Here is a 23,151-nt window from a genome sequence, read left to right as displayed (position 1 = left end):
TCACTCCACCAGTTGGATGAGGTTGCCGTTACGTGTTACGTGAAGGTCCTTGCCGAGTCGGTAGCCTTGCGATTCACAGAGGTCGACGTACGGCGCGAAGCCTTTCATGTCCTGGTGGGCGGGAATGACGTTCTGGGGTTGCAGCGCGTCGAGCATCTGGTAGTGCCCCTCCTCGCGGAGGTGGCCCGAGACGTGCACGTCGTCGTAAATCCGTGCGCCCTGCATCTTCAGGAGTCGCTCGGACTGGTAGCGCTGGCCTTCGTTCGTCGGTTCCGGGATGACGCGGGCCGAGAAGACGACCTTGTCACCGCTGTCCAACTGGTACGGCGTCTCGCCGCGACCCATGCGCGTCAGCATCGCGCGCGGTTCACCTTGGTGACCGGTCACGATTGGCAGGTAGTTCTCCTTGCCCTCCTTCATGATGCGCTTGAACGTCCGGTCGACGGACTTTCGGTGGCCGAACATGCCGAGTTCCTCGGGGAAGTCGACGAAGTTCAGGCGTTCCGCGGTGCCCGAGTACTTCTCCATCGAGCGGCCGAGCAGGACGGGCGTCCGTCCGATGTCCTCGGCGAACTCGACGAGGCTCTTGACGCGGGCGATGTGGCTGGAGAACGTCGTCGCCACGATACCGCCGTCGTAGTCTTCGATGCTGTACAGTACGTCTTTCAGGTGGCGGCGAGCGACCGACTCGCTCGGCGTGCGACCCTTGCGACCCGCGTTCGTACAGTCCTCGATGTAGGCGAGGACGCCGTTGCCCTCGCGTCCGATTTCGCGGAAGCGCTTCATGTCGATGGGGTCGCCGAGGACCGGCGTGTGGTCCATGCGCTTGTCGAGGCCGTAGACGATGGCACCCTCGGGGGTGTGAACCACCGGGTTGATGGCGTCGATGATGGAGTGAGTGACGTTGACGAATTCGAGTTCAACGTCGTCGCTCAACTGCATCGTCTCGCCGGCTTCCATCTTGATGAGGTCGTTTTCGACCCCGAACTTCTCCTCGCCCTGAATCTGCTGTTTCACCAGTTCGATGGTGAACGGGGACGCGACGATGGGTGCGTTGTACCGGTGTGCCAGTTTGCTGATGGCTCCGATGTGGTCCAGGTGACCGTGTGTCGGAACGATGGCCTTCACGTCGCCCTCCAGATCGGACATCACGCGGTCGTCCGGAATCGCGCCCATGTCGATGAGGTCGAGGCTGTGGAGTTTCTCTGTCTCGACGTTATCGTGGAGCAGCACCTTCGACAGGTTCAGCCCCATGTCGAAGATAACCACGTCGTCGCCTGCGCGAACGGCAGTCATCTGCCGCCCAACTTCTTCGTAGCCGCCAATTGTTGCAATTTCGATTTCCATAGTTTGCTTTCCTCAAGCATTGAAACGCCACGCGGCGTGGCGATTGCGTTGCTCACTGAAATACTCGCGGGGCCGCGAGCGTCAGACCCCGGCGTCTTACAGCACGTCGGTCTGGCACTCGCGCGCGGCGGGACCGCACACCCGCGAGTTGCCCAGTCTGCAAGCATCTACGCCCCGGGGTAATAAAAACTGCCGGGATTGTGTTCTCTGGGAGCTAGTCTCAGAAGGGAAATCGGTTGGTTCCGAAGACGCTCCTGTTTCAGGAAGTGTATTCCATCGAGAACCACTCTCGTGTGTTCGGTTTTTCAAATGGCAGAAGATTGTCTTCGTCCTCGCCGCGCTGTACGGTGGGCGTCGCCGCGGTCCTCGTCACGGGAGTCCTGTACGGGAGCGGACGGGTGTCCGTGCGGACCGCCGAGGGCGGACTTCTAGTTGGTGCGTTGCTCGTTGCCCTCTTCGGATTTCGGCTGTTCGGCGCGTAACGACTCCTATCCCGGGTCGTGTTTCGGGGATAGCACTGCGACTCGACGGTCAGTGAGTCGATGGTGAGTAGTCGTTCGTCCCGTCGGTCCGATTTGAAAAATATTCGACCAGCGTACACATCCGATTATTATAGTAATATTTTAGACTAAATAATTTAGTTAAGTGTGGCAATAATTATGTGGGTAGAGTTAACATGAAACATCGGATGAAATTAAAAGCGGTGCTGTTGAGTTTACTAGTCGTACTGTCCACGTCGGCCGTCTGGATCGGCGGTGCCGTCGCAACGCAACCGAACAGGAGCGACACGCTTCAACCGACCGTCTTCGAACCGAAGACGACCGTGAACAACTCCACGAACGGCGACGGCCTCCGGGAGGCCGAACCGTCACAGGAGTCGCTCGACAAACCCGTCGATTTCGACTCGGCCCCCTCGTCGTTCACGACGACGGACGAGGGGAGTGGGTCGTCCGGCGGGCCGTCCATTCTCGCCCAGGACTCCTCGTCCATCGTCATGGACCCGTCCGACGACGAGACGGACCCGGACGTCATCGGGACGACGAAGCAGTACCTCGGCTCCGACAACGACAGCTACTACTTCAAGAACTTCACGCTGCTGTCCGTCGGCGACCACGTCGAGATATGGGTCGCCCGCGACCTCGCGTGGCCCGAGAACGACTCGCGGACCGACCCGACCATCTCGGAGCAGCAGGCCGAAGCGCTCCGCACGCAGTTCGAGGAGAACATGTACGAGACCGAATCGGACGTGTTCGGGCAGCCCGACGACCGCAACGGAACGGAGGGTCTGTTGGAGGAACTCGGTGCCGTCCCCGACGACTACTACCACACCGAAAACGGGTCCGGGAAGACCGTCCTGCTGGTGGACAACATCCGTGACGAGAACTACTACAACGCGTCGTACCCCATCTACACCGCCGGATTTTACTCGCCGACCATCCAGCAGTACACCGACCGTAACGTCGTCACGCTCGACGCCAAGGGCTGGAACGAGGTCAACGAGACGAACGACGAGGTAGGGTACGAGGGAACGCTCGCACACGAGTACCAACACCTCGTCCACAACGACCTCGACGGCGACGAGACGACGTGGGTGAACGAAGGCATGTCCGACTACGCCGAGGTCGTCACCGGCTACGGCGTCTCGGAAGGGCACGTCCAAGCGTACGAGGAGATGCCCTCGAACTCGCTGACCAACTGGGAGGATCAAGGTGCCATTAACGTCCTCTCGGACTACGGCATCGCGTTCAGCTTCCAGATGTACCTGAGCGACAGGTACGGCACCGACTTCATCAGTAACCTCGCACACGAGAAGGAAAACGGCATCGAGGGCGTCGAGAAGACCCTCGACGAAACCGGTGCGAACACGGACTTCTACGCCCTGTATCAGGACTTCTCGACCGCCGCGGTGCTCGATTCGTCCGAGCGCCGCGTTCGGGACGAATACGACATCGACGGCCTCGATTTGAACCTCAACACGTCGAACGACGTGGGCACCGCGGGTGCGTGGGGAACCAACTACAAGGAGGTCGATACGTCCGACAAAGGCCCGATAACCGACGTGACGCTCTCGGGGACCGACTACATCGGCACCCAGTGGCAGACCGCGACCGACCCGGTCACCGGCGAGGGCCAAGTGCTGTACTCCGGGTCCGGCACCCTCCTCGACCAGTTCGCCATCACGAAAGCCGACCCCTCGAACGGCGATTCGACGCTGTCGTTCGAGACGTACTACGACATCGAGGAGAACTGGGATTACGGCTTCGTGCAGGTCTCGACCGACGGCGGCGAGACGTGGGAGAGCCTCGAATCGAACCGCACCGACGACTCGCCGAACTCGGACGCGCATCCGACCATCAAGGAGAACGCGCCGGGATACACCGGCACCACCGACGGCGAGTGGGTCGAACAGTCGTTCGACCTCTCCGAGTACGAAGGCGAGGGCGAGGTCCTCATCGCGTTCCGCTACGCGACGGACTGGGCGACCACCCAACCCGGAATGTACGTCCGTAACGTCGAGGTCGGCGGCGAGAGCGTCCCGACAGACGCGACGGATTCGTTCATGAGCCTCCGCGAAGCGACCGGCGACAAAATCGAGTACCAGTTCACCTTCATCGGCGTCAAGGAGAACGGCAAAGCGAAGGTCAAACAGCTCGACATGCGGACCTTCTCGGACGACGAGGAGCAGGAACTCCACCACTTCCTCCGCAACGGCAACTTCGAGAAAGTCATCGCCGCATCGACGTGGGCGGCCCACCCCGGCGAAGGGGGCCGCGTCCCGGTCAGCGTCGAGTTCGAATACGCCCGTGACGGTCACGGCGGCCACGGACACCACGGCGGCCACGGCCATCACGGAGGCCACGGACACCACGGTGATGACGACCACGATGGACACGGTGGGCATCACGGCGGCCACGGATACCGCGGCGGACATCACGCCTACAACTGGTAGAACCACACACGTCGCTCACCACTTTTTCGGACAGATAGAACGGAGACGGCGAAAAATCGAACCGCCGGTTGGCTTCGAAACGGAACGTCCGTCGTCAGTCGTCGGCGGAGACGGGCGCGTTCCGAACGTCGATTTTACCCGAATCCAATTCGGCTTCCACTTCGCGCGCCGCCTGCACCATGTTCGCCATCTTGCCGTAGGCCACCTCGCGCGGGAGGAGTTTCAGGCCGCAGTCGGGGCTGACGGTGAGTTGTTCGGGCGGGACGATTTCGAGTCCCTTCTTGATGTTCTCCTTGATTTCCTCGACGCTCTCCACCTCGGCGGTGTGAGCGTCGGTGACGCCGAGCGCGAGATTCGCGGTGAACTCGGGGTCGCGGAACACGTCGAGTTGGTCGTAGTCGCCGTTGGCGAGTTCGAGGTCGAACTCGTCCACCGGGTAGTCCAGCATCTCGGGGTAGATACGCGAGTAATCGCCGTAGCAGACGTGCAAGCCGAGATAGACGTCGTCCGGAACGGCGTCGGACCGGTTCGACTGGCCTCCGTTCGCTCCGCTCACGGAGATTCCGTCCGCGATGCGCTCCAGACACTCGCCGACGATGGCGTGGTCGTCCGGCGTCGTCGCCAGCGCTGGTTCGTCGATTTGGATGTAGCGCGCACCCGACTCGACCAGTTTCTTTATCTCCTCGTTCACCAAGTCGGCGAGGTCGTAGGCCAGCGACTCCTCGTCGTCGTAGGCCTCGTTGAAACTCCAACTCGCCAGCGTGTACGGGCCGGTGATGGGGACTTTAACGGGGCGGTCCGCCACCTCGCTGGTGAACTCGTACTCGTCCACGAGCCACGTCTCGTCGTACTCGACGTCCGTGACGACGCTCGGCTTGTCGAAGTAGTTGTGACCCCACACCTTCACCGGGCCGTTGAACTCGTAGCCCGAGATGCGGTGGGCGAAGTACTCGACCATCTCGTTGCGCCGCATCTCGCCGTCCACCACGACGTCCAGTCCGGCGCGCTCGTGCTCCTTCGTGATGAGGCGGGAGGCGTCGTTCTGTGCCTCCTCCCACGCGTCCTCGTCGAAGTCGGCGTCCGGGTCCTCGTAGAGTTCGCGCGAGCGGTCCACCCACTTCGGCTTGGGGTAGCTTCCGACGATGGTCGTCAGGATGAAGTGGTCGTTGTCGTGGTCCTCCGGACGGAACTGGTTTCGAGCATCGTTTCGCGACTCGCGGGTCGTTCCTCCCCGCTCGTTTTTCGAGTCGCGTGGCGACTCGCCACTCATATTTCCACCTCCTCCAACCGCGCGGCTTCGCCGAGCACGGCCGCCTTCTCCTCGAACTTGCTGTACGGCAGGTAGAACGGTTCCGTGTTCGTCGTGAGATACTCCGTCTCGAACTCGTTGACCGGCGTGTTCTCCTCGAACCAGTCAACACGTTCGGCGACGGTTTCCGCCGATTCGACCAGCGTGTTCTGTCCATCGACCAGTCCGAGGGATACGGAGTCCGTCGTCCCGAACTCGTTGACGTTGGAGAGACACCCCTCGTGGTCGGTCACGAGGTCGTAGCCGAGGGCGTCGATGTCCGCGTCGAGCACGTGCGCGTGAACCTTCTCCGTGAGCGAGCCGAAGTAGGGTTGTACCACCACGTCAGCGTCCGTCGCGTTCGCAACCGCGTCGATGGCCTCGCTCGCCCGGGCGTCCTCGCCGTCTTCCGGCGGGCTAGCCACGAGGGAGGGTTCGAGGAGGAACAGCGTTTCGACGGACGGGAAGGCTTCGACTTCGCCCGCGAGGAACTCCGCGACGGCGGCGAGGAACTCCTCGTCGTCGCCGTAGTATTCGTCCGTTGCGAGGTCGGCGAGGGAGAAGGGACCGGGGAGAACGGCCTGCACGTCGTCGGCGAGTTCCGCGGCGGATTCCAGTTCCGCGGCCACGTCGCCGTCGAAGTCGAGTTCGTCCACGACCACCGGGTCGCGATAGAAGTTGTTGTTGTCGTAGTACCGCACGATGCCCCCCGTTTCGACGGAATCGTGAACCGTGAGCGGGTGCGCGAGCATGTCGTCCCAGCGGAGTTGTCCCTCGACGATTCGGTCGAGTCCGGCGTCCTGCTGGACCGCGACGACTTCCGAACGAGCGTCGTCGTACACCGCGGTCACCTCCGGCCCCTCGTCGCCGGAGATGAGGTCGTGTTTCTGGTGACCTTTCAGGTCCGAGAGGTCGTTCTTCGCCCAATCCGGGAGCGGGAACAACCCCGTCGTCGTGGCGATTCGCTCAGTCATGTACGGAGGGCTAAGATATGCTGGTGTTTAATATTTTCCGTTCGGGAAAATAACCTTGGATAATCATCTGACGAGTTTCAGAATCGTCAGCGTCTCGAACGGGAACGACTCGTCGCGGAGTGCAACGGCGCTAAATCCGTTCTCACCCGCCCGCGAGACGACCTCCTCCACGCCCGAGAGACTGCTGACGAGGAGGAACACGCGTCCTCCCGGTGCGAGCACCCGCCCGACCGCATCGAGAAACGGGTCGATGACTTCCCGACCCGACTCGCCGCCGGAGAGGGCGCGTTCCATCCAGTCGTCGCGCTCCTCGTCGGGGTCGGTCGGCAGATACGGCGGGTTGAACAGCACCGCGTCGAACGCCTCGTCACGGAACGGCGACACCAAATCCGCCCGGACCGCCTCGACGCCGCGCTCGCGTGCGTTCGCGCAGGCGTGTGGATTCACGTCTGCTCCCACGACGCGGGCACCCGTCTCCTCGGCCACGTACTCCGAGACGTAGCCCGACCCCGTGCCGACTTCGAGGACCAACTCGTCCCCCGCTATCTCCTCCGCCGCCGTTTCGGCGAGGAGGTGTGAGTCCTCCGCCGGTTGGTACACCTTCGTCTCCGTTCCGCGTCGCTCCGCGAGGTCCGTCATTCGTTCTCTCCTCCGTCGTCGGATTCCGGGCCGCCGTCGTTCATATGCCCGTCGGTCGGGCCATCATCAGTCGTTCCGCCGTCGGTCGCTCCGCCGTCCGTGGTCGCACCGAATTCACGCGTCCGCTCCCGTTCCTCCGCGACCCGAAACCCGCCTGTCTCCGCGCGCCCCGAAAGTTCGCGCTGCGGGTACGGAATCTTGATTCCCTCGCGGTCGAACGCCTCCTTCACCGCGTTGATGACCGTCGTCTTCGCCCGCCACTTCCGCCGGGCGCTGGGCTTGTCTATCCAGAAGCGAAGTCCGAGCACGACGGCCGAATCGCCGAGTTCCTTCGTCACGACTTGCGGCGACGGCACGGCCAGCACGTCGTCCGGTTCGCGCATCACCTCCTTCGCCACGGCCGCGGCCCGCTCGACGTCCGCCTCGTAATCGACGCCGACGTCCACCTCCAACCGCAACCGCCCCTTCCGACTCCGGTTGATGATGGTACTCCCGCCGACGATATCGTTCGGAATCATCACGTACTCGCCGTCGAACGTCTGAATCCGCGTGTTGACGATGGAGATGTCCGTCACGATTCCCTCCTCCTCTTCGATTATCACCCAATCGCCGATTTCGAACGGCCGGGCGAACATCAGCATAAACCCGGCCAACAGCGACCCGAGCGTCTGCCGGGCGGCCATACCGACCACGATTCCGAGGAACCCCGCACCGACGAGCAGACCGGTGATATCCACTTCCCAGAGACTCAGGACCGCGGTAAACCCGACGACGTACACGCAGACCTGCGCGACGCGGACCATCACCTGCGTTTGGTGTTTCGAGAATGCGTCACGCCCTCTGACCACCCGCTGAATCCCCTGTCGAATGACCCCGGCGACGATGTAGGAGGAGGCAAGCACCACGGCCGTCGACCCGACTCTGACGGCAGTGTCGTAATCGACGCCGAAGTCAGTTACTAGGCTGATACCCGAGTTAATTACTTCCCACGTGAACGCGAGCGTCGTCGCCGCGAGCAAGAGAAACACGATGACGAGGCTGACGATGATGACGTTTGCCAGCGAATTGGGTACCCGCTCTTGCAAACGCGGACGAGCGTACCATGCCACGGCGAAAAACGCGATGAGCGCGAGAATGACGAACGCGGTGGTAAAAACCCGCATGTCGAACCAACTGATCCGACCGATCTGTCTGAACAACCCCTCCGTCTGGGCGAGCGGTAGTCCTTCCATCAACCACCACCCCGACCCAACTCGTCTGCGACCCGTGCCATCGCGGCGAACTCCACGGGCGACACCTTCCCGGCGCGCTTTCGGAGGATGTCCTCGTCCAACACGTCGTCGTCCGGGGATTCGAGCGCATCGACGACGGCGTCCGGGTCGTCGAGCCCCGAGATGTGGGCCGTGTTCCGAATCCCGTTTCGAATCGTCTTCCGACGCTGGGTGAACACCGCCTTCACGAAGTCGAGGAAGAACGCCTCGTCGTCCACCTCGTACTCCGGTTCCCGCGGAATCGTCCTGACGATTGCGCTCTCGACCTCCGGTTGCGGCGCGAACGCCTCGCGCGGGACCGTCTCCACGACGCGCACGTCGGCGTAGTGTTGTGCCGTCACGGAGAGTCGTCCGTACTCGTCGCTTCCGGACTCGGCGGCCATGCGTTCGGCGAACTCCTTTTGGAACATGAGGAGCATCGGCTTTCCGAGCGGGAGGAGTCGAAACGCGATTTCGCTCGAAATGCCGTACGGGAGGTTGGCGATACAGGCCGAAAAGTCGGGGAGTTCGACCGACAGCGCGTCACCCTCCACGACCGTCAACCGCCCCGCATCGCATTCCGCACGGAACTCCTCTCGGAGGAACTCGGCGAACGTCGGGTCGCGCTCGATAACCGTCACGCGGTCCGCGGCCGCGAGCAGGCGGTCCGTGAGGACACCCGGCCCCCCGCCGATTTCGAGGACGTGCTCCAGATTCATCTCGTCGGCGTACGTCGGTATTCTGTCCACAACTCGGTCGTCCACGAGGAAGTGTTGGTCGCGGTTCGGGTCGCCCCGGACGCCCGCACGTCGAATCAGCGCGTCGGGGTCCCTCGTACCGGCTTCCTCGGGTGGCGAGCGTTCCATCGTTATCCAGTCTATCGGAGCGAGCGGCGTAAACCCACCGAGTTCCGAGCGGCGTTGGTTAGCACTCGTCGAAGCGAGACGAGAGAGCGGAAAGCGAGTGGGAAGCGAGCGAAAATCGAAACCCCGCTCGCGTCAGTCGTAGCGGACGAACGTTCGATACTTCAAATCGTCCTCGCGAATCTCTTCGAGGATGCGCTCCACGAGAACGTCCTCCGGGTTGTGAAGCCCGGACACGCGGTCTTCGAGATCATCGAAGCTCTCGAACGGTTGCCGTTTCCGCGTTTCGAGCACGTGGTTGCGCAGCTTCTTCCCGATTCCGGGGAGGAGATTCAACTGGTGGAGACGGAGGGTTATCGGTTGGGCGTCGTTGTAGAAGTCGACGAATCGCCGTTCGTCGCGGTCCACGATGTCCGTGACGGCGTGTTCGAGTTCCGACTGCGCGGCGGAGGTGAGATCACCGTACGCGACTTCGCGCACGTTGGTGACGTTCTCGCGGGCCGCGGGTGGTTCGATCGGAATGCTGTCGCCGATACCGACGCTTGCATCCTGTTCGAGCACGAGTTCGAGGAGATGGAAATCGGATTCAGTCAGGACGTACGCGACCGGTTCCTTCTGGTACTGCGGACGGTCGTCTTCCGCACGACCGTGTGGCAGGAAGTCGAGCACCACAGCCGACGCTTCGCTGTCAGTCTCGGATTCACTCATTGCACTCGAATACGGTGACGAGCAACTTAAAGAATCGGTGAAGCTACTCGTACTTCGCCACGACGTTCAGTATCCCGTCCAGCTCGTCACCCGAGAGGGTGAACCGCTCCTGCGCGTAGACCGCTCGCAGTTCGTCGCGGTCCTTCGGCAGGAGGTCGGCGATCTTGTACGCCGTCGCCTCGTCCACTTTTTCGAGTTCGAGCAGCTCCCCGACCAGTTCGCGCGACTCCTCGGCGTCGAGGACGGCGAACCGGTTGACGTGTTCGATGGCCCGGGAGAGGTTGTAGGGCATCTCGCGGGTCTCGTCCAGCGCGCGTTCGCGCTCGATGTCCGCGAGGAGTTCCTTCGCCTCCGGCGTCGTGAGATACTCCTCGTCGAGCTTTTCCTTGAAGATAGTCATAGCTTACTTCTGTTCGCGGAGGTGTGCGGGCTGGGTGATGAGCGTCTTGTCCTTGCCGCCGTCGTTGATGATGACTTTGTACGCTTTGCCCTGCTTACCGACGACCTCACCCGTGCGACCGTTGAATCGCGGGTGGAAGCGACCTTTGCGGACGCTCGGGTCGATTTTGAGGTGGACTTTCTGTCCGTTATCGTACTGCTGGACGGCGCGCTGTGGTGGGGACGTACCACGGTCTCGGGGGTTGTTCGACAACTTTTCTCGGGTGGTGTTGTACGGTCCGTTCGAACTCGGCATAGTCGTATGACGCTCTTGTTCAGTGACGGTTATAAAAGATACGTTCCTCCTCGCCGAGACACGAACCTCGTGGTCGGTTTGGCACGGGACCGGTGGCGCGGTCACCCAACCGGGAAGCCCATCACCACCGTTGGTGGACCGCATCGGCCACGTACTCCTCGTAGACCTCCCTGACGCGCTCCATCTCCGCCGTCGTGAGCGGCGGGAGCGAGGCGGCGATGACGTTCTCCCGAACGTGCTTCGGGTCCGTCGACCCCGGAATGACGGTCGAAACGGCGTCGTGGTCGAGAATCCACCGCAGGGTGAACTGCGCCATCGTCGCGTCCTCGGGCACCAGCGGTCGGAGCGCGTCGACGGCTTCGAGGCCCCGCTCGTAGGGCACGCCCGCGAACGTCTCGCCGCGGTCGAACGCCTCGCCCTCGCGGTTGAAGTTCCGGTGGTCGTTCTCCGCGAACTCCGTTTCGGCCGAGAGGTTCCCGGTCAGCAACCCGGACGCGAGCGGAACGCGAACGATGATTCCCACGTCGCGTCGCGCCGCTTCGTCGAAGAACAGTTCCGCGGGGCGCTGGCGGAACGGGTTGAAGATTATCTGCACCGTCTCCACACCCGGATACTCGATGGCTTTCAGTCCCTCCTCGACGCGCTCGACGCTCACGCCGTAGTGGTCGATTCTCCCCTCGGTTTTCAGGTCGTCCAGCGCGTCGAAGGTTTCGGTTTGGTAGTACACGTCCGTCGGCGGGCAGTGCAGTTGGAGTAAATCGAGCGCGTCCGTATCGAGATTCGACCGACTTCGGTCCACGAACTCCCGGAGGTTCGATTCCGTGTACCCGGACGCGTCGTGCGGGTCGAGCCGTCGCCCCGCCTTCGTCGCCACGGTGGGACGCTCGTCCGGGTCGTACTCTGCGAGCACGTCGGCGATGATGCGTTCGCTCCGTCCGTCGCCGTACACGTCCGCCGTGTCGAGGAACGTGATTCCGGCGTCGATGGCGGCACGGACGGCCTCGTGAGCCGCTTCGTCGGACACGTCGCCCCAGTCCGACCCGATGTTCCACGTTCCCATTCCGACTTCCGTTACGTCGTAGCCCGTCGCTCCGAGCGCGCGTTCGTCCATGCTTCACGGCACGCGGTCCCGGTACATGCCTCTTTATCCCGAGCGCGAGACGAAAAGATAACCCCCTTCGGGTTCGTCACCTCGCGCATGACCGACAGCGACGATTTCAGGTTCGAAACGCGGTCCATCCACTCCGGACAGGAACCCGACGAGGAGACGGGCGCGCTGATGACGCCCATCTACGCCAACTCTACGTACGTACAGGACGGACCGGGCGACCACCGGGGCTACGAGTACTCCCGAACGGGTAACCCGACGCGCACCGACCTCGAATCCAACCTCGCCAGCCTCGAAGGCGGCGAATACGGTCGCGCCTTCTCCAGCGGGATGGGAGCCATCAACACCGTCCTCAACCTGCTCTCCTCGGGCGACCACGTCATCGCCAGCGAGGACGTGTACGGCGGTACCCACCGAATCTTCACGCAGGTGTACGCCGACTACGACGTCGATTTCTCCTTCGTGGACATGACCGACCCCGACGAAGTGGCGGACGCGGTGCGCGAGAACACCGAACTGCTGTGGGTCGAGACGCCGACCAATCCCCTGCTCAACGTCGTGGACATCGCGGCGATGGCCGACATCGCGGCGGACGCCGACGCGCTCTGTGCGGTGGACAACACCTTCGCCACGCCGTACCTCCAGCGTCCGCTCGAACTCGGCGCTGACATCGTGTCCCACTCGCTGACGAAGTACCTCGGCGGGCACTCGGACGTGGTCGGCGGGGCACTGGTCACGGACGACGCCGACTTGGACGAACGAATCGGCTTCTACCAGAACAGCGTCGGCGCGACCCCCGGCCCGCACGATTGTTTCCTCGTCCTCCGAGGAACCAAGACCCTCGGCGTGCGGATGGACCGCCACTGCGACAACGCCCGCGATATCGCCCACTGGCTGGACGACCATGACGCGGTGGACACCGTGTACTACCCCGGTCTCGAATCGCACCCGAACCACGAACTCGCCGCGGAGCAGATGAGCGACTTCGGCGGCATGGTCAGCTTCGAACTCGACGCCTCGCTGGAAGAGGCCGCCGACGTGGTGTCCGAGACGGAGGTGTTCACCCTCGCGGAAAGCCTCGGCGGCGTCGAATCGCTCATCGAACAGCCCGCGACGATGACCCACGCCGCGATTCCGAAGGAAGAACGGCTGGCCGCCGGACTCACCGACGGCCTCATCCGCGCCAGCATCGGCATCGAACACGTCGATGACCTAAAATCGGACCTCCAGCAGGCGTTCGACGCCGCGCTGAAGTAGTCACCCTCTCGATTTTCGCGGTTGCGGAATCGAATTCCGGAGCCCAACAGTACTCCAAACCGGAGCACGTAGCGTCGCGCATGGAACTGACCGACCACGTGTACGCGTTTCCGTTGACCTTCGAACGCGGCGACCGCGAGACAGTCATCCACCCGTCGGGCGTCGAAACCGAAGACGGTTTGATTCTCCTCGACGCCGGGTTCCCCGGTCAGACGGACGATTTGGCCGACGCACTCGCCGACCACGGTTTTTCGCTGGACGACGTGGAGATGCTGCTTCTAACCCATCAGGACGGCGACCACGCGGGCGGTGCCGAGGGGCTCATCTCCCGAACCGACGCGACTGTCGTCGCTTCGACCGACGACACGCCCGCCATCGAGGGTGACGAAGACCCAATCAAATCGAGGGGCGACCGCTACCCGCCCGTTCCGGTCGACGTGCAGGTCGTCGATGGCGTCACGTTCCGAACCGAGGCCGGACCGATGCGCGTCGTCGAAACGCCGGGTCACACGCCCGGCCACGTCTCGCTCGTCCTTCCCGAGGCGGACCTCCTCATCGCGGCCGACGCCACCGTCGCCGACGAGGACGGCCTCGTCGGGCCGAACGAGCGGTTCACGCCCGAGTTGGAGCGAGCAATCGAGTCGGTCGGCACGCTCGCCGACTTCGAGACGAGTCGGGTCCTCTGTTATCACGGCGGGTTCGTCGAGGACGCCGACGTCGAGGCGACGTACCGGTCGCTCACGGAGTGAGAAAAACGAAACGAAAAGCGGAATTATATCCGACCGACGTTCTGCACGTCGACGCTCTCGACGCCATCGACGTTCGAGAACGACTCCTCGACGGCTTCCGTGCCACCGGCATCGTCGGGGACGATGACCGTCGGCAGGAGCGCGACGAGACCGAACGCGACGTCGTCGCGTTCGAACCCGTTGATCTTCGCACCCTCGGGGAGCGAGTCTTCGAGTTTCTCTTGGAGGTCGTCCAGGTCGATCTCCGGGCTCTGCGGCATTACCTTGACTTTAGCTGCTACTTTTCCCATGGTTTACGGTCCGAGGAACCCACAGTCGGGGCACTCGTAAAGGTTGCTCTGTTTTCGGCACTTCGCACAGCGGTAGATCGTCTGCCCACAGTCGGGGCATTTGAACGACGCGGCGTTCGTGCCGGAGATGTTAATCCCGCACGAGACGCATTTTCGCGCTTGTTTTTGGGTCTGACTCATACACCCACGTTCCGCCGCGCGACTTTTAACGCTTCCCTTTCGGGGTTCGAGCGGGTCGTTAGAACGCGCCCGTCTCGACGCTCGTCTCGGCGTGCAGGCTCTCTTTCACCGCGTCGTGAACCTTGCAGAGTTCGAAGGCGCGGTCGATGACGTCCTGTGCCGTCTCGTCGTCCGTCTCGGTTTCCCACTTGATGTCGAACGCGACGGCTTCGAGTTTGTCGTCGTCGTTCAGGTCGCCGCTCACGTCGATTTCGATCTTGCCGAGGTCGCCAGCGCCGCGCTGTTCGCCACCCACGCGAAGGGCGGGAACGTAGCACGAACCGTACGCGGCGAGCAGTGTTTCGAGCGTGTCCGGGGCGTCCTCGCCCGTCGCGTCGATGGTGACGGAGAAATCGCGGACCTCGTTCTCTGCGCTGTATCCTGCTTCCGACGTGGTAGTGACTTCTGGCATTGCAATTTCCACGTTCGCCGCAACACTCCTAAGGCTTGTTCTTCCGGCCGCGCTTGTCGGAGTGAAGATGTACGACCGTGAAAGATAGTCGATGTGAAACAAGTCAACCGCCGTGGCGCGTTCGTCAGCAGGTCCGAGGGTTTCACATCCAAGGGCCTGCTGGAAAGCGCGAGGGACGACTGAGCAGATGCGAAGGAGTCGGTTGGGGAGGTCGTGGCATGCGAGGTTTCAGAGAAACCTCGAAAACGAACGGCAGCGCCGTGAGTACGCGGTGCGGTGGAGGGGCGGTCGCTGTGTCTGGGTGGATTGAAAGGGGCCGCCGGTCGCGTTTATCGTGGTCGTCTCGGTGACCACTCTCGATGTGCGGTTCGCATCGAGATGTCGGCGAGCGACCGCGACCGGGCGGGGGCTTTCAAAGACTGCTTTTCTGTAACTGCAATCGCAAACAACCAAAATCACTTCGTAGCGACCGGGTGGGGACTTCCTGGACCGTCTGCGTAGTCGCTGCAATCTCACTCACTCACAATTTGCTGTGTAGCAAACGGATACGGGCGTTCCGGCCCTTCTTCGCGGTTGCTCCTACCCCTCCACGTACTCGAACACCTGAAAAACAGAAAGTCCGACGTCACATCCCGCGAATCCGTCCCTTCTCCGTCACCAGAGTTCTTCGGAGAGGTCGAACGTCTCGTCGCCGTCCAAGACGTGAACTTCGGCGTCGTTACCGGTGGCCTCAACCTCGCGCACGAAGTCCTCGGGGTCCTGCTCGATGGGCGGGAACGTGTCGTAGTGCATCGGGAACGCGTAGTCGGCGTCCACCCAGTCCACCGCGACGGCGGCCTGCCACGGTCCCATCGTGAAGTGGTCGCCGATGGGAACCGCGACGGCGTCGGGTTCGAGGAACGGGCCGATGACGTCGCGCATCTCGGTCATCAGGGAGGTGTCGCCCGCGTGGTAGAACGTCTCGCTCTCCTCGTCGGAGACTTGGGTCGGCTTGGTGTCGCTGATGACGTAGCCCGCGGGCATCCCGCCGGAGGCACCGTAGCCCGTGTCGAGGCCGTTGGTGTGGTCGGCGCGAACCATCGTGACGTAGGCGTCATCGGCTTCGAAGGTGCCGCCCATGTTCATCCCAGTACCGTCCTCGACGCCGTACTCGTCGGTCACGTAGCCGATGACCTCCGGCGTGGCGACGAAGTGCGCGTCACGGAACCGGTCGGAGTCCGCGATGTGGTCCGCGTGCCCGTGCGTGAGCAGCACGTAGTCCGGGTCCAACTCCTCCGGGTCCGTGTCCGTCTTCGGATTGTCGAAGAACGGGTCGATGAGGAGTTCCGTGTCGCCGACGGTGACGTGCCATGTCGAGTGTCCGTACCAAGTAAGCTCCATGGTGTACGTTGGGATACTGCCTAAACCGTCTTAAAAGATGTTGGCGGCGGGTGGGGTGTTACCGGAGTCCGAACCGTTTTGCCCCCCGAATACGACACCCAGCGTATGCATCGAGTCCGATTCCGCGACCCGGCAGGGTCGGTCAGAACCGGCGAATGGCGCGACGGCGAACTCCGATTCGGGGGCGACAGCTACGCGCCCGAGGAGGTCGAACTCCTCGCACCCACGGAACCGACGAAAATCGTCTGTGTGGGCCTGAACTACGCCGACCACGCAGCCGAACGAAACAAGGACGTTCCCACGCGTCCGCTACTGTTCCTCAAGCCGCCGAACACCGTCGCGTCCCACGGCGACACCATCACGCTCCCGGCCGGAAAGGAACGCATCGACCACGAGGCGGAACTCGGCGTCGTCATCGGCGAGCAGTGTCGGAACGTCGCCGAGGAGGACGCGATGGACGTCGTTGACGGCTTCACGTGCGTGAACGATATCTCGAACCGCGACGACCAAGATTTGGAGCAGAACTGGGTCCGCGGCAAGGCGTTCGACAACTCCTGCCCGCTCGGGCCGGTCGTGGCGTCGCCCGAGGACGTCCCGGAGGACGCCCGCGTGCAACTCCGCGTCAACGGCGAGGTGCGACAGGAGTCCTCGCGCGACCAGTTCATCTTCTCCGTCCCGGAACTCGTCGCGGAGATTACGACCTACCTCACGCTGGAACCGGGCGACGTCATCATCACCGGCACGCCGTCGGGGGTCGCACCGCTCGAAGACGGCGATACCGTCGAAGTCGAGATAGAGGGAATCGGAACGCTCGAACACGACGTTCGGATTCCGTAGCAATCGAGAAAACTGATTTTTGAGGCGGCGAATCCGCGATTACAGCACGCTCCACGCCTTGATGGCGCGGTTGTACGACGAGATGTCGGCGATCCAGCGCGCCGCGATGGCCTTCTTCAGGACCTCCGCGGGCGTGGAGTTGAAGGTGCTGATGGGGAAGTCCATCCCGGCGACTTTGACGTCGTGAGCGACGGCCTCGTCACCGATGGAGATGACGGTCCCCTTGTTGTTGTACGTCCACGTTGTGAGCGGCTGGCCGTAGATGGCGCGGGCGACGTTCTCGCCGACGACTTCGGCGGCCTGCCACGCGGCCTGGGCGGTCGGCGGTGCCGGGTTCTCGCCTTGGTCGATGATGGCACAGTCGCCGATGGCGAACACGCGGTCGTCGCTGGTCTGGAAGTTGGATTCGGTGGTGACGCGGTTGTGTTCGTTGTCGAGTCCGCAGTCGTCCATGGCGTCGCGGCCCGTCACGCCGCCGGTCCAGACGAACACGTCGTAGTCGAGGGCGTCGCCCTCGTCGAACTGAATCTCGTCCTCGGTGGCTTCGGTAATCGGGTCCCCGGTCAGGATGTTGATGTCCTTTTCGAGAACGTACTTCTTCACCGTCCCCTGCAGTTCGGGGTCCTGTCCGGGCATGATTTCGTCGAGTGCCTCGACGAGGTAGATGTCGATGGGTGCGCGGTGCTTGTCGCGGTACTCCGCGATTTCACCGGCGCTCTGGATGCCGGACAGTCCGGCCCCGCCGATGACGATCTTCGCCGGGTCGTTGCGGGAGGCGGTCTTGGCGGCCTCCTTCACTTGGTCGTGGATTTCGAGCGCGTCGTCCAGACTCTTCAGCGTGAGGGCGTTCTCCGCCATGCCCGGGATGCCGTAGTAGGCCGTCTTGCTGCCGAGCGCGACGACGAGGTAATCGTATTCGAGGTCGTCTCCGTCTTCCAGTTCGACCGTTCGGTCGTCCGTGTCGATGTCCACGACGGTGTCCTGCACGAATCGCGTGCTCGGGGATTTGATCTCGTGAATCGGGAGCGTAACCTTGTCCTTCGCTCGCGGGTCGCGGATAACGCGGTGGGATTCGTGTAGGACGAGGTGGTAGTCCTTGTCCGACACCCACGTAATGTCAGCGTCATCGAGTTCTTCTTCGAGTTGCTGTATCGCGCCAGCACCAGCGTAGCCAGCACCGAGCACGACGACCTTCGAAGTCATATCCGAACATCGGGATTCATACGATACAAAGGTGTTGAAACCCGCAAGCGGGTGCGAGATATTCACACTCTCCCCAACTCTGGCCGGACGTGTTGGTTACAAGCTTTAAAGGTGGTCGCGCCAAACTATCCGCTACTTATGAGTAATCACGAACTGCGCAAAGAGGCACACGACCTCGACGTGACGGTGTGGGTCGGCAAGAGCGGCGTCGGTGCCGTCACCGAGGAACTGAAAAACCAACTGCAAAACGAGAAGCTCGTGAAGGTGAAGTTCCTCCGAGCGGCCCGCGGCGGCACCTCGACCGACGAACTCGCGGACGAACTGGCTGACGAGGTGAACGCCGAACTCGTCGAAACGCGTGGGAACACGGCGGTGTACCACTGATGGAACCGCTGCCCGGACTCGGTGGTATCTTCGGCGATAACGCGGGGGTCGTGACGCAAGCGATTTACTTCGTTGTCTCGTTTATCGCCCTCTACCTGCTCGGTAGAATCGTCGTCATACCGATGGTGAAACGCCTACTCGACAGGCGTGGATACGAAGATAGCGTCAAGAAACCACTTACGAAGATAACGCAGTTGGTCGTCCTGTTCGTGGCAGTCGCACTCGCGTTCGGGTTTGCCGAGCTCGGGAACTTCCTCACCGCGTTCGCCACCATCGGTGCCGCCGCGACGTTGGCCGTCGGCTTCGCGCTGCAGGACCTCATCGCCAACTTCGTCGCCGGGGTGTTCATCTTCACCGACAAACCGTTCAAAATCGGCGACTGGATAGAGTGGGACGACGGCAGTTACTCCGGTATCGTGGAGGACATCGACCTCCGCGTGACCCGCGTTCGAACGTTCGACAACGAACTGCTGACGGTGCCGAACTCGGTGCTGACCGACGGCGTTATCAAGAACCCCGTCGCCAACGACAAACTCCGCATCCAGTTCCTCTTCGGCATCGGCTACGACGACAACATCCACCGGGCGACCGAGATCATCATCGAGGAGGCCGAGAACCACTCGGACATCCTCGATACCCCCGAACCGTCGGTTCGGCTCACCGAACTCGGCGACTCCTCCGTGGGGCTCAAATCCCGCTTCTGGATTTCGGACCCGAAGCGCAGTGACTTCGTGAAGACGCGCGGCGAGTACGTCACCGCGGTCAAACAGCGCTTCGACGAGGAGGGCATCGACATCCCGTACCCCTACCGCAACCTCGCGGGGGGAATCGAGATTTCGAACCCGTCCGAGATGGCGGTGCTGTCGGGAGACTGAGACGGCTATCGTCGCCCGTCGTTCCGACGGTCGTGGAACAGCGTTGAAGTAGACCGGCCGTTATTTTTCGGTATGAACAGGAGTCGAAGAACCTTCCTCTCTACCGTCGGTTCCGTTTCGGCCGGTGGCACGGTCCTCCTCGCGGGGTGTGCTGGAAGCGACTCGGACGCGAACGCCCGGACGACGGACGTATCGTCCGGGTCGGAGTCGGCGGACTCGACGGAGACGACGGCGACGACATCGACGGGAACGCAAACGGTCTCGACGGCGACGATACGCGACGGGACGGAACAGGAGACGACGATTTACGAGATTCGATCGGGGTCCCCCGGCCCGACCGCGTTCGTCGAAGGGGGAATGCACGGCAACGAAGAGAGCGGATACTGGGCCGCGGACGCGATCAGGAAGTGGGACATCGACGCAGGAACGCTCGTCGTCCTCCCGAAAGCGAACGTTCGCGGCGTGCGCCACGAACGCCGGGAGTGGCCGCCGGGGATGGACTTGAACAGAAAATTCCCCATCGGGGAACCGCCGACGAACGCGCTCGCGAAGGCGGTTTGGAGCGCCATCGAGGAGCACGACCCGGACCTGTTCATCGACCTTCACAGTTCCAAGGGGATCTTGCGACGCAAGGGCGACGAGGGCGTCGGACAGAACGTGTTCCGCTCGAAACACGACGAAATCGTCACGAGCGTCGATGCGGCGGTCGAACGGTTGAACGATGAGTACGTCACCGGCTACGAACCGGTTTACGACTTCGTTCACACGCCCGTGAGCGAGACGAAATACGACACCACGCCGATGCTCGTCAACAAGATGCGGGCGGACCGCGACGTGCCGTCCTGTCTCTTCGAAGTCACGCAGGACGACGTGAAACCCGAAAAGCGCGCCCGCTGGACGCGGGTCTTCGTCGATAGCGTGCTCGATTCGTGGGGGATTCGGTCGTCACGACTGAACGGATAAGGTTCGGTCGAACCGAGACGGCATCTGTATTCGAGATGGCGTTTGGATTCGAGACGGCATTTCGACTCGACGGTGAGAATGCGATATGAATGTGGACGGCCGGGGTTGCCCGGCGTTCCGGACCGGGGAATCCCGGTTGCCTCCTCCACCCCGCGATCCGACGAGCGACAGCTGTTCGGCGGTCCGCTGCTCACTTCCGTGCCTGACGGATTGCCACCGACTAACCGCGACGGGACACCCCTGCGAGTGTTCGCCGCGGACCGCTGGCCCCGTCGGACGAGGCTTCTGCGTTGGCTTTCGGGGCCCGGCCCGGTCTGACCGGACGTACCCGGAGTTTGGTTCCCGCTCAAGACCATAGCGCGGGCGGGGAGCAGGGCCTAACTGCCCAACCTAGTCCACTTCCTTCTACTCCACTCCGACTTAAGGGCCTTTCGGGTTCGGAATGGCGTCAGGCTTCGACTTTGGCCCGGAAGTCATCCGACCGTGGCGATGGCCACGACGTTCGAGACGACGACGAGCAGTCCGACGACGAGATAGACGATGCTTCCGAGTCGAAACGTCCGACGCGACCGCTGGGTCCATCCCGAGAGGACCACGAGGAGGAGGACGGTCGCCGCTTTGAGAAGGAGCAATCCGACCAGTCCCATCTCGGCGAGGAGGTGGGCGACGAACGGGTTCCCCTCGCTCAGCCCGAGTTCCAAACCGATACCGGTCGTTATCACGTCGCCGAGCATCACTCCTAACACGGCTATCAGCAACGGGGGAGAGACGTGCGACCACAGGCGGGAGAGAGCGTTCGGCGACACGCTACCACCTGCACCGTCACGTTACTTTGTTATAGGCCGACTGTCGGGGAGTAACACATCGCTGTGGACCCAAAAGGGACGACTACAGCACGGTTCGGGCGTACCAACCCGCGCTTGTGGGGACGGCAAGCGTCGCGAGGAACACCACCCAGCGATACCCGTTCAACGCGTCCATGCGTGCCGCTTCGATCAACGTGGACGCGGGGGTCACGACGGCCCACCAGAGCGTAATGCCCGCCAGAAAGCCGCCGAGGACGAGGGTGACGCCCGCGACGGTCGCCGGGTCCGACCGGCCGCGCAGCGCGGACCCGAACGCGATGAACGCGACGAGAGAGAGGAGAACGTCGAGCAGTTCGACGGGGACGGGAATCGTATCGTAGTAGACGCTGACCGCCGCCGCCGGAGCGACGAAATACGGCAGGGAAACGAGCGCAACTACGACCAGACACGACACCATACCGGCTTTCAGCGCCTTGCTCATGTGCATACCCATCCGTGGAACCGAGTTAAGCGTCCTGCTTGAGTCGGAAAACCCACATTACTCCGGAACGAATGGGGGAATATGGGACTCGGAAGCACGGCCAAAAAGATTCAGAAAGTCGCCGACACCGCGGAGAAACTGTACGCTAAACTCAACGAGATGCGCGAGCAGTTGGTAGACATGCGCGAGACGCTGGAGACGACGAACGAGCGCGTCGAGCGACTCGAAGCGGAAAACGAACACCAGAAGGCACTCATCGAGGCGTTGGCCCGTGAGGAAGGCATCGACGTAGACGAGGTGCTGTCCGAAGTCGAATCCGCCGAGGCGGACGGCGAGGCCGAAGCGGAGGACGACTCGACCGACGAGACGGTCGAAGCGAGCACGTAACGCACCGAGTCGGAAGACATAACAACGACTAACAGCCCTCCCGTCAATTTTTGCGACATGACGACACATCGGGAACCGCTCGAATCGGTCCTCGACACGGTGGGTCGAACCCCGCTCGTCCGTGTTCAGGCCGCCCCCGACGAGGTACCAGTGTGCGCGAAAGTTGAGTCGTTCAATCCCGGCGCGAGCGTCAAAGACCGCATCGGGAAGTACATGATAGAGGCGATGCTCGACAGCGGCGAACTCCGACCCGGCGGGACCGTCATCGAACCGACCGCCGGAAACACGGGTATCGGCTTCGCCATCGCCGCAGGACAACTCGGCGTGAACGCCGTGTTCGTCGTCCCGGAACGATTCAGCCTCGAAAAGCAACAGCTCATGCGCGCGCTCGGGGCGGAGGTCATCAACACGCCGACCGCGGACGGCATGGGCGGCGCTATCGAGCGCGCCCACCAGCTCGCCGAGGAAACCGAAAACGCGGTCGTTCCGCAGCAGTTCAGCAACCCGCTGAACGTCGAAGCGCACTACGAGACGACGGGACCGGAACTCTACGACGCTCTCGATGGCGACATCGGCGCGGTCGTTGCCGGGTGTGGCACCGCCGGAACCCTGATGGGCATGGCGAAGTACGCCCGCGACCAGCACCCCGATACCTACGTCGCCGCCGTCGAACCGGAAGGGTCGCTCTACTCCACGACGAAGGGAGCCGACGTACCCGAGGAGGAGTACAAAATAGAGGGCATCGGGACGCACGACCCGACGACCAACGAACTGTTCGACCCCGAACTCGTGGACGAAATCATCCAAGTGCCGGACGAAACCGCCCACGACGAACTGAAACGGCTCGCACGCGAGGAGGGCCACCTCGTCGGCTCCTCGGCCGGTGCAGCGAGCATCGCGGCCCAACAGGTCGCCGAGAAGATTCGGGACGGCGAAATCGATGTCCCCGGAAATTCGGTCGTCACCATCTTCCCCGACTCCAGCGAGCGCTACCTCTCGAAGGGAATCTACCGCTCGTTCGCCGAGTGGGAGGGATAAGCACGGGGTTAGAGAGGTACATGGAGAAGGAGAGGCACTGAGTGACTTT

Annotated in this window: 27 protein-coding genes and 1 other RNA gene; 10 read left to right on the top strand and 18 right to left on the bottom strand. The window is 62.6% G+C overall.

Annotation, left to right across the window (positions count from 1 at the left end; translation table 11 throughout):
* On the bottom strand, positions 1-1,347 hold the full coding sequence (locus tag V5735_RS04285; RefSeq protein ID WP_069450851.1) for a ribonuclease J: 1,347 nt from the start codon (positions 1,345-1,347) through the stop codon (positions 1-3).
* Positions 1,348-1,667: 320 nt separating this feature from the next.
* Between V5735_RS04285 and V5735_RS04280 the strand changes: the two genes are divergently transcribed.
* Together V5735_RS04280 and V5735_RS04275 are read left to right on the top strand one after the other, a co-directional pair.
* A complete protein-coding gene (locus V5735_RS04280) occupies positions 1,668-1,829 on the top strand; it encodes a hypothetical protein (RefSeq protein WP_423745232.1) in 162 nt (53 codons plus the stop codon).
* A 206-nt stretch (positions 1,830-2,035) separates the two neighbouring features.
* A complete protein-coding gene (locus tag V5735_RS04275) occupies positions 2,036-4,297 on the top strand; it encodes a peptidase M6 (RefSeq protein ID WP_423745231.1) in 2,262 nt (753 codons plus the stop codon).
* 94 nt (positions 4,298-4,391) lie between these two features.
* On the opposite strand, the gene V5735_RS04270 is transcribed toward V5735_RS04275, so the two are convergent.
* The 9 genes from V5735_RS04270 to V5735_RS04230 all read right to left on the bottom strand — a co-directional run bounded on the left by V5735_RS04270 (position 4,392) and on the right by V5735_RS04230 (position 11,824).
* Positions 4,392-5,567, bottom strand: a complete 1,176-nt coding sequence (locus V5735_RS04270) for a methionine synthase (RefSeq protein WP_423745230.1) — start codon at positions 5,565-5,567, stop codon at positions 4,392-4,394.
* The gene (locus tag V5735_RS04265) at positions 5,564-6,559 is read right to left on the bottom strand and encodes a 5-methyltetrahydropteroyltriglutamate--homocysteine methyltransferase (protein ID WP_423745229.1); all 996 of its coding nucleotides are present in this window, start codon (positions 6,557-6,559) and stop codon (positions 5,564-5,566) included. The genes V5735_RS04270 and V5735_RS04265 overlap by 4 nt, the downstream gene beginning before the upstream one ends.
* A 63-nt stretch (positions 6,560-6,622) precedes the next feature.
* Positions 6,623-7,198: a HemK2/MTQ2 family protein methyltransferase gene (locus tag V5735_RS04260; protein ID WP_423745228.1), complete on the bottom strand. Its 576-nt coding sequence runs from the start codon at positions 7,196-7,198 to the stop codon at positions 6,623-6,625.
* Positions 7,195-8,430, bottom strand: a complete 1,236-nt coding sequence (locus V5735_RS04255) for a mechanosensitive ion channel family protein (protein ID WP_423745227.1) — start codon at positions 8,428-8,430, stop codon at positions 7,195-7,197. Before V5735_RS04255 ends, V5735_RS04260 begins: the two co-directional genes overlap by 4 nt.
* Complete coding sequence (locus V5735_RS04250; protein ID WP_423745226.1) at positions 8,430-9,314, bottom strand: 16S ribosomal RNA methyltransferase A; 885 nt, start codon at positions 9,312-9,314, stop codon at positions 8,430-8,432. The genes V5735_RS04255 and V5735_RS04250 overlap by 1 nt, the downstream gene beginning before the upstream one ends.
* 132 nt (positions 9,315-9,446) lie before the next feature.
* Positions 9,447-10,019, bottom strand: coding sequence for a DUF655 domain-containing protein (locus tag V5735_RS04245; RefSeq protein WP_423745225.1), 573 nt, complete (start codon positions 10,017-10,019; stop codon positions 9,447-9,449).
* A gap of 43 nt (positions 10,020-10,062) precedes the next feature.
* Positions 10,063-10,419, bottom strand: a complete 357-nt coding sequence (locus V5735_RS04240; RefSeq protein ID WP_069449673.1) for an RNA polymerase Rpb4 family protein — start codon at positions 10,417-10,419, stop codon at positions 10,063-10,065.
* 3 nt (positions 10,420-10,422) lie between these two features.
* Entirely contained in the window at positions 10,423-10,713 is a 291-nt protein-coding gene (locus V5735_RS04235; protein ID WP_423745224.1) for a 50S ribosomal protein L21e, read from the bottom strand.
* A gap of 121 nt (positions 10,714-10,834) precedes the next feature.
* Positions 10,835-11,824, bottom strand: a complete 990-nt coding sequence (locus V5735_RS04230; RefSeq protein ID WP_423745223.1) for an aldo/keto reductase — start codon at positions 11,822-11,824, stop codon at positions 10,835-10,837.
* 87 nt (positions 11,825-11,911) lie between these two features.
* Here V5735_RS04230 and V5735_RS04225 point away from each other — a divergent pair, with 87 nt between their 5' ends.
* Both V5735_RS04225 and V5735_RS04220 read left to right on the top strand, forming a co-directional pair.
* Complete coding sequence (locus V5735_RS04225; RefSeq protein ID WP_423745222.1) at positions 11,912-13,078, top strand: cystathionine gamma-synthase; 1,167 nt, start codon at positions 11,912-11,914, stop codon at positions 13,076-13,078.
* Between the two features lie 80 nt (positions 13,079-13,158).
* A complete protein-coding gene (locus V5735_RS04220) occupies positions 13,159-13,827 on the top strand; it encodes an MBL fold metallo-hydrolase (protein ID WP_423745221.1) in 669 nt (222 codons plus the stop codon).
* A 23-nt stretch (positions 13,828-13,850) separates the two neighbouring features.
* Here the strand turns inward: V5735_RS04220 and V5735_RS04215 are convergent, their stop codons facing one another.
* From V5735_RS04215 to V5735_RS04200, 4 genes are all read right to left on the bottom strand, one after another.
* Positions 13,851-14,117, bottom strand: a complete 267-nt coding sequence (locus V5735_RS04215; RefSeq protein ID WP_007978779.1) for an elongation factor 1-beta — start codon at positions 14,115-14,117, stop codon at positions 13,851-13,853.
* Between the two features lie 3 nt (positions 14,118-14,120).
* Positions 14,121-14,297, bottom strand: coding sequence for an HVO_2753 family zinc finger protein (locus V5735_RS04210; protein ID WP_007978781.1), 177 nt, complete (start codon positions 14,295-14,297; stop codon positions 14,121-14,123).
* A 58-nt stretch (positions 14,298-14,355) separates the two neighbouring features.
* Complete coding sequence (locus tag V5735_RS04205) at positions 14,356-14,748, bottom strand: OsmC family protein (RefSeq protein ID WP_423745220.1); 393 nt, start codon at positions 14,746-14,748, stop codon at positions 14,356-14,358.
* 654 nt (positions 14,749-15,402) lie between these two features.
* A complete protein-coding gene (locus V5735_RS04200) occupies positions 15,403-16,128 on the bottom strand; it encodes a metal-dependent hydrolase (RefSeq protein WP_423745219.1) in 726 nt (241 codons plus the stop codon).
* A gap of 105 nt (positions 16,129-16,233) precedes the next feature.
* On the opposite strand from V5735_RS04200, the gene V5735_RS04195 reads away from it, so the two are divergent.
* Complete coding sequence (locus V5735_RS04195; protein ID WP_423745218.1) at positions 16,234-16,965, top strand: fumarylacetoacetate hydrolase family protein; 732 nt, start codon at positions 16,234-16,236, stop codon at positions 16,963-16,965.
* A gap of 39 nt (positions 16,966-17,004) precedes the next feature.
* Here V5735_RS04195 and V5735_RS04190 read toward each other — a convergent pair whose 3' ends face one another.
* On the bottom strand, positions 17,005-18,168 hold the full coding sequence (locus V5735_RS04190; protein WP_423745217.1) for an NAD(P)/FAD-dependent oxidoreductase: 1,164 nt from the start codon (positions 18,166-18,168) through the stop codon (positions 17,005-17,007).
* 138 nt (positions 18,169-18,306) lie between these two features.
* On the opposite strand from V5735_RS04190, the gene V5735_RS04185 reads away from it, so the two are divergent.
* From V5735_RS04185 to V5735_RS04175, 3 genes are all read left to right on the top strand, one after another.
* Complete coding sequence (locus V5735_RS04185) at positions 18,307-18,552, top strand: YhbY family RNA-binding protein (RefSeq protein ID WP_069450557.1); 246 nt, start codon at positions 18,307-18,309, stop codon at positions 18,550-18,552.
* A complete protein-coding gene (locus V5735_RS04180) occupies positions 18,552-19,427 on the top strand; it encodes a mechanosensitive ion channel family protein (RefSeq protein ID WP_423745216.1) in 876 nt (291 codons plus the stop codon). Before V5735_RS04185 ends, V5735_RS04180 begins: the two co-directional genes overlap by 1 nt.
* A 72-nt stretch (positions 19,428-19,499) precedes the next feature.
* Positions 19,500-20,390 (top strand): succinylglutamate desuccinylase/aspartoacylase family protein, encoded by an 891-nt coding sequence (locus V5735_RS04175; RefSeq protein ID WP_423745215.1) that lies wholly within the window; start codon positions 19,500-19,502, stop codon positions 20,388-20,390.
* 89 nt (positions 20,391-20,479) lie between these two features.
* Here V5735_RS04175 and ffs read toward each other — a convergent pair.
* From ffs to V5735_RS04160, 3 genes are all read right to left on the bottom strand, one after another.
* An RNA gene (gene ffs, locus V5735_RS04170) (signal recognition particle sRNA) lies at positions 20,480-20,791 on the bottom strand.
* A gap of 72 nt (positions 20,792-20,863) precedes the next feature.
* Positions 20,864-21,196 carry a DUF5658 family protein gene (locus tag V5735_RS04165; RefSeq protein WP_423745214.1) on the bottom strand — a complete coding sequence of 111 codons (333 nt, stop codon included), beginning with the start codon at positions 21,194-21,196 and terminating at the stop codon, positions 20,864-20,866.
* A gap of 82 nt (positions 21,197-21,278) precedes the next feature.
* Positions 21,279-21,677 (bottom strand): DUF7548 family protein, encoded by a 399-nt coding sequence (locus V5735_RS04160; protein ID WP_423745213.1) that lies wholly within the window; start codon positions 21,675-21,677, stop codon positions 21,279-21,281.
* An 81-nt stretch (positions 21,678-21,758) separates the two neighbouring features.
* Between V5735_RS04160 and V5735_RS04155 the strand changes: the two genes are divergently transcribed.
* Positions 21,759-22,064 carry a DUF5798 family protein gene (locus tag V5735_RS04155; protein WP_423745212.1) on the top strand — a complete coding sequence of 102 codons (306 nt, stop codon included), beginning with the start codon at positions 21,759-21,761 and terminating at the stop codon, positions 22,062-22,064.
* A 57-nt stretch (positions 22,065-22,121) separates the two neighbouring features.
* Entirely contained in the window at positions 22,122-23,102 is a 981-nt protein-coding gene (locus V5735_RS04150; protein WP_423745211.1) for a PLP-dependent cysteine synthase family protein, read from the top strand.
* Positions 23,103-23,151 lie beyond the last annotated feature (49 nt).

Source organism: Haladaptatus sp. SPP-AMP-3 (genome assembly GCF_049568665.1).
GTDB classification, from domain to species: domain Archaea; phylum Halobacteriota; class Halobacteria; order Halobacteriales; family Haladaptataceae; genus Haladaptatus; species Haladaptatus paucihalophilus.
Note: the sequence above shows the minus strand (reverse complement) of the source record. Positions and strands in the feature narration are given on the sequence as shown.

Excerpts from the sequence above, each read along its gene's own strand:
- V5735_RS04285 (WP_069450851.1), bottom strand. The coding sequence starts at position 1,347 with ATGGAAATCGAAATTGCAACAATTGGCGGCTACGAAGAAGTTGGGCGG.
- V5735_RS04275 (WP_423745231.1), top strand. The coding sequence starts at position 2,036 with ATGAAATTAAAAGCGGTGCTGTTGAGTTTACTAGTCGTACTGTCCACG.
- V5735_RS04270 (WP_423745230.1), bottom strand. The coding sequence starts at position 5,567 with ATGAGTGGCGAGTCGCCACGCGACTCGAAAAACGAGCGGGGAGGAACG.
- V5735_RS04265 (WP_423745229.1), bottom strand. The coding sequence starts at position 6,559 with ATGACTGAGCGAATCGCCACGACGACGGGGTTGTTCCCGCTCCCGGAT.
- V5735_RS04260 (WP_423745228.1), bottom strand. The coding sequence starts at position 7,198 with ATGACGGACCTCGCGGAGCGACGCGGAACGGAGACGAAGGTGTACCAA.
- V5735_RS04255 (WP_423745227.1), bottom strand. The coding sequence starts at position 8,430 with ATGGAAGGACTACCGCTCGCCCAGACGGAGGGGTTGTTCAGACAGATC.
- V5735_RS04250 (WP_423745226.1), bottom strand. The coding sequence starts at position 9,314 with ATGGAACGCTCGCCACCCGAGGAAGCCGGTACGAGGGACCCCGACGCG.
- V5735_RS04245 (WP_423745225.1), bottom strand. The coding sequence starts at position 10,019 with ATGAGTGAATCCGAGACTGACAGCGAAGCGTCGGCTGTGGTGCTCGAC.
- V5735_RS04240 (WP_069449673.1), bottom strand. The coding sequence starts at position 10,419 with ATGACTATCTTCAAGGAAAAGCTCGACGAGGAGTATCTCACGACGCCG.
- V5735_RS04235 (WP_423745224.1), bottom strand. The coding sequence starts at position 10,713 with ATGCCGAGTTCGAACGGACCGTACAACACCACCCGAGAAAAGTTGTCG.
- V5735_RS04230 (WP_423745223.1), bottom strand. The coding sequence starts at position 11,824 with ATGGACGAACGCGCGCTCGGAGCGACGGGCTACGACGTAACGGAAGTC.
- V5735_RS04225 (WP_423745222.1), top strand. The coding sequence starts at position 11,912 with ATGACCGACAGCGACGATTTCAGGTTCGAAACGCGGTCCATCCACTCC.
- V5735_RS04220 (WP_423745221.1), top strand. The coding sequence starts at position 13,159 with ATGGAACTGACCGACCACGTGTACGCGTTTCCGTTGACCTTCGAACGC.
- V5735_RS04215 (WP_007978779.1), bottom strand. The coding sequence starts at position 14,117 with ATGGGAAAAGTAGCAGCTAAAGTCAAGGTAATGCCGCAGAGCCCGGAG.
- V5735_RS04210 (WP_007978781.1), bottom strand. The coding sequence starts at position 14,297 with ATGAGTCAGACCCAAAAACAAGCGCGAAAATGCGTCTCGTGCGGGATT.
- V5735_RS04205 (WP_423745220.1), bottom strand. The coding sequence starts at position 14,748 with ATGCCAGAAGTCACTACCACGTCGGAAGCAGGATACAGCGCAGAGAAC.
- V5735_RS04200 (WP_423745219.1), bottom strand. The coding sequence starts at position 16,128 with ATGGAGCTTACTTGGTACGGACACTCGACATGGCACGTCACCGTCGGC.
- V5735_RS04195 (WP_423745218.1), top strand. The coding sequence starts at position 16,234 with ATGCATCGAGTCCGATTCCGCGACCCGGCAGGGTCGGTCAGAACCGGC.
- V5735_RS04190 (WP_423745217.1), bottom strand. The coding sequence starts at position 18,168 with ATGACTTCGAAGGTCGTCGTGCTCGGTGCTGGCTACGCTGGTGCTGGC.
- V5735_RS04185 (WP_069450557.1), top strand. The coding sequence starts at position 18,307 with ATGAGTAATCACGAACTGCGCAAAGAGGCACACGACCTCGACGTGACG.
- V5735_RS04180 (WP_423745216.1), top strand. The coding sequence starts at position 18,552 with ATGGAACCGCTGCCCGGACTCGGTGGTATCTTCGGCGATAACGCGGGG.
- V5735_RS04175 (WP_423745215.1), top strand. The coding sequence starts at position 19,500 with ATGAACAGGAGTCGAAGAACCTTCCTCTCTACCGTCGGTTCCGTTTCG.
- V5735_RS04160 (WP_423745213.1), bottom strand. The coding sequence starts at position 21,677 with ATGAGCAAGGCGCTGAAAGCCGGTATGGTGTCGTGTCTGGTCGTAGTT.
- V5735_RS04155 (WP_423745212.1), top strand. The coding sequence starts at position 21,759 with ATGGGACTCGGAAGCACGGCCAAAAAGATTCAGAAAGTCGCCGACACC.
- V5735_RS04150 (WP_423745211.1), top strand. The coding sequence starts at position 22,122 with ATGACGACACATCGGGAACCGCTCGAATCGGTCCTCGACACGGTGGGT.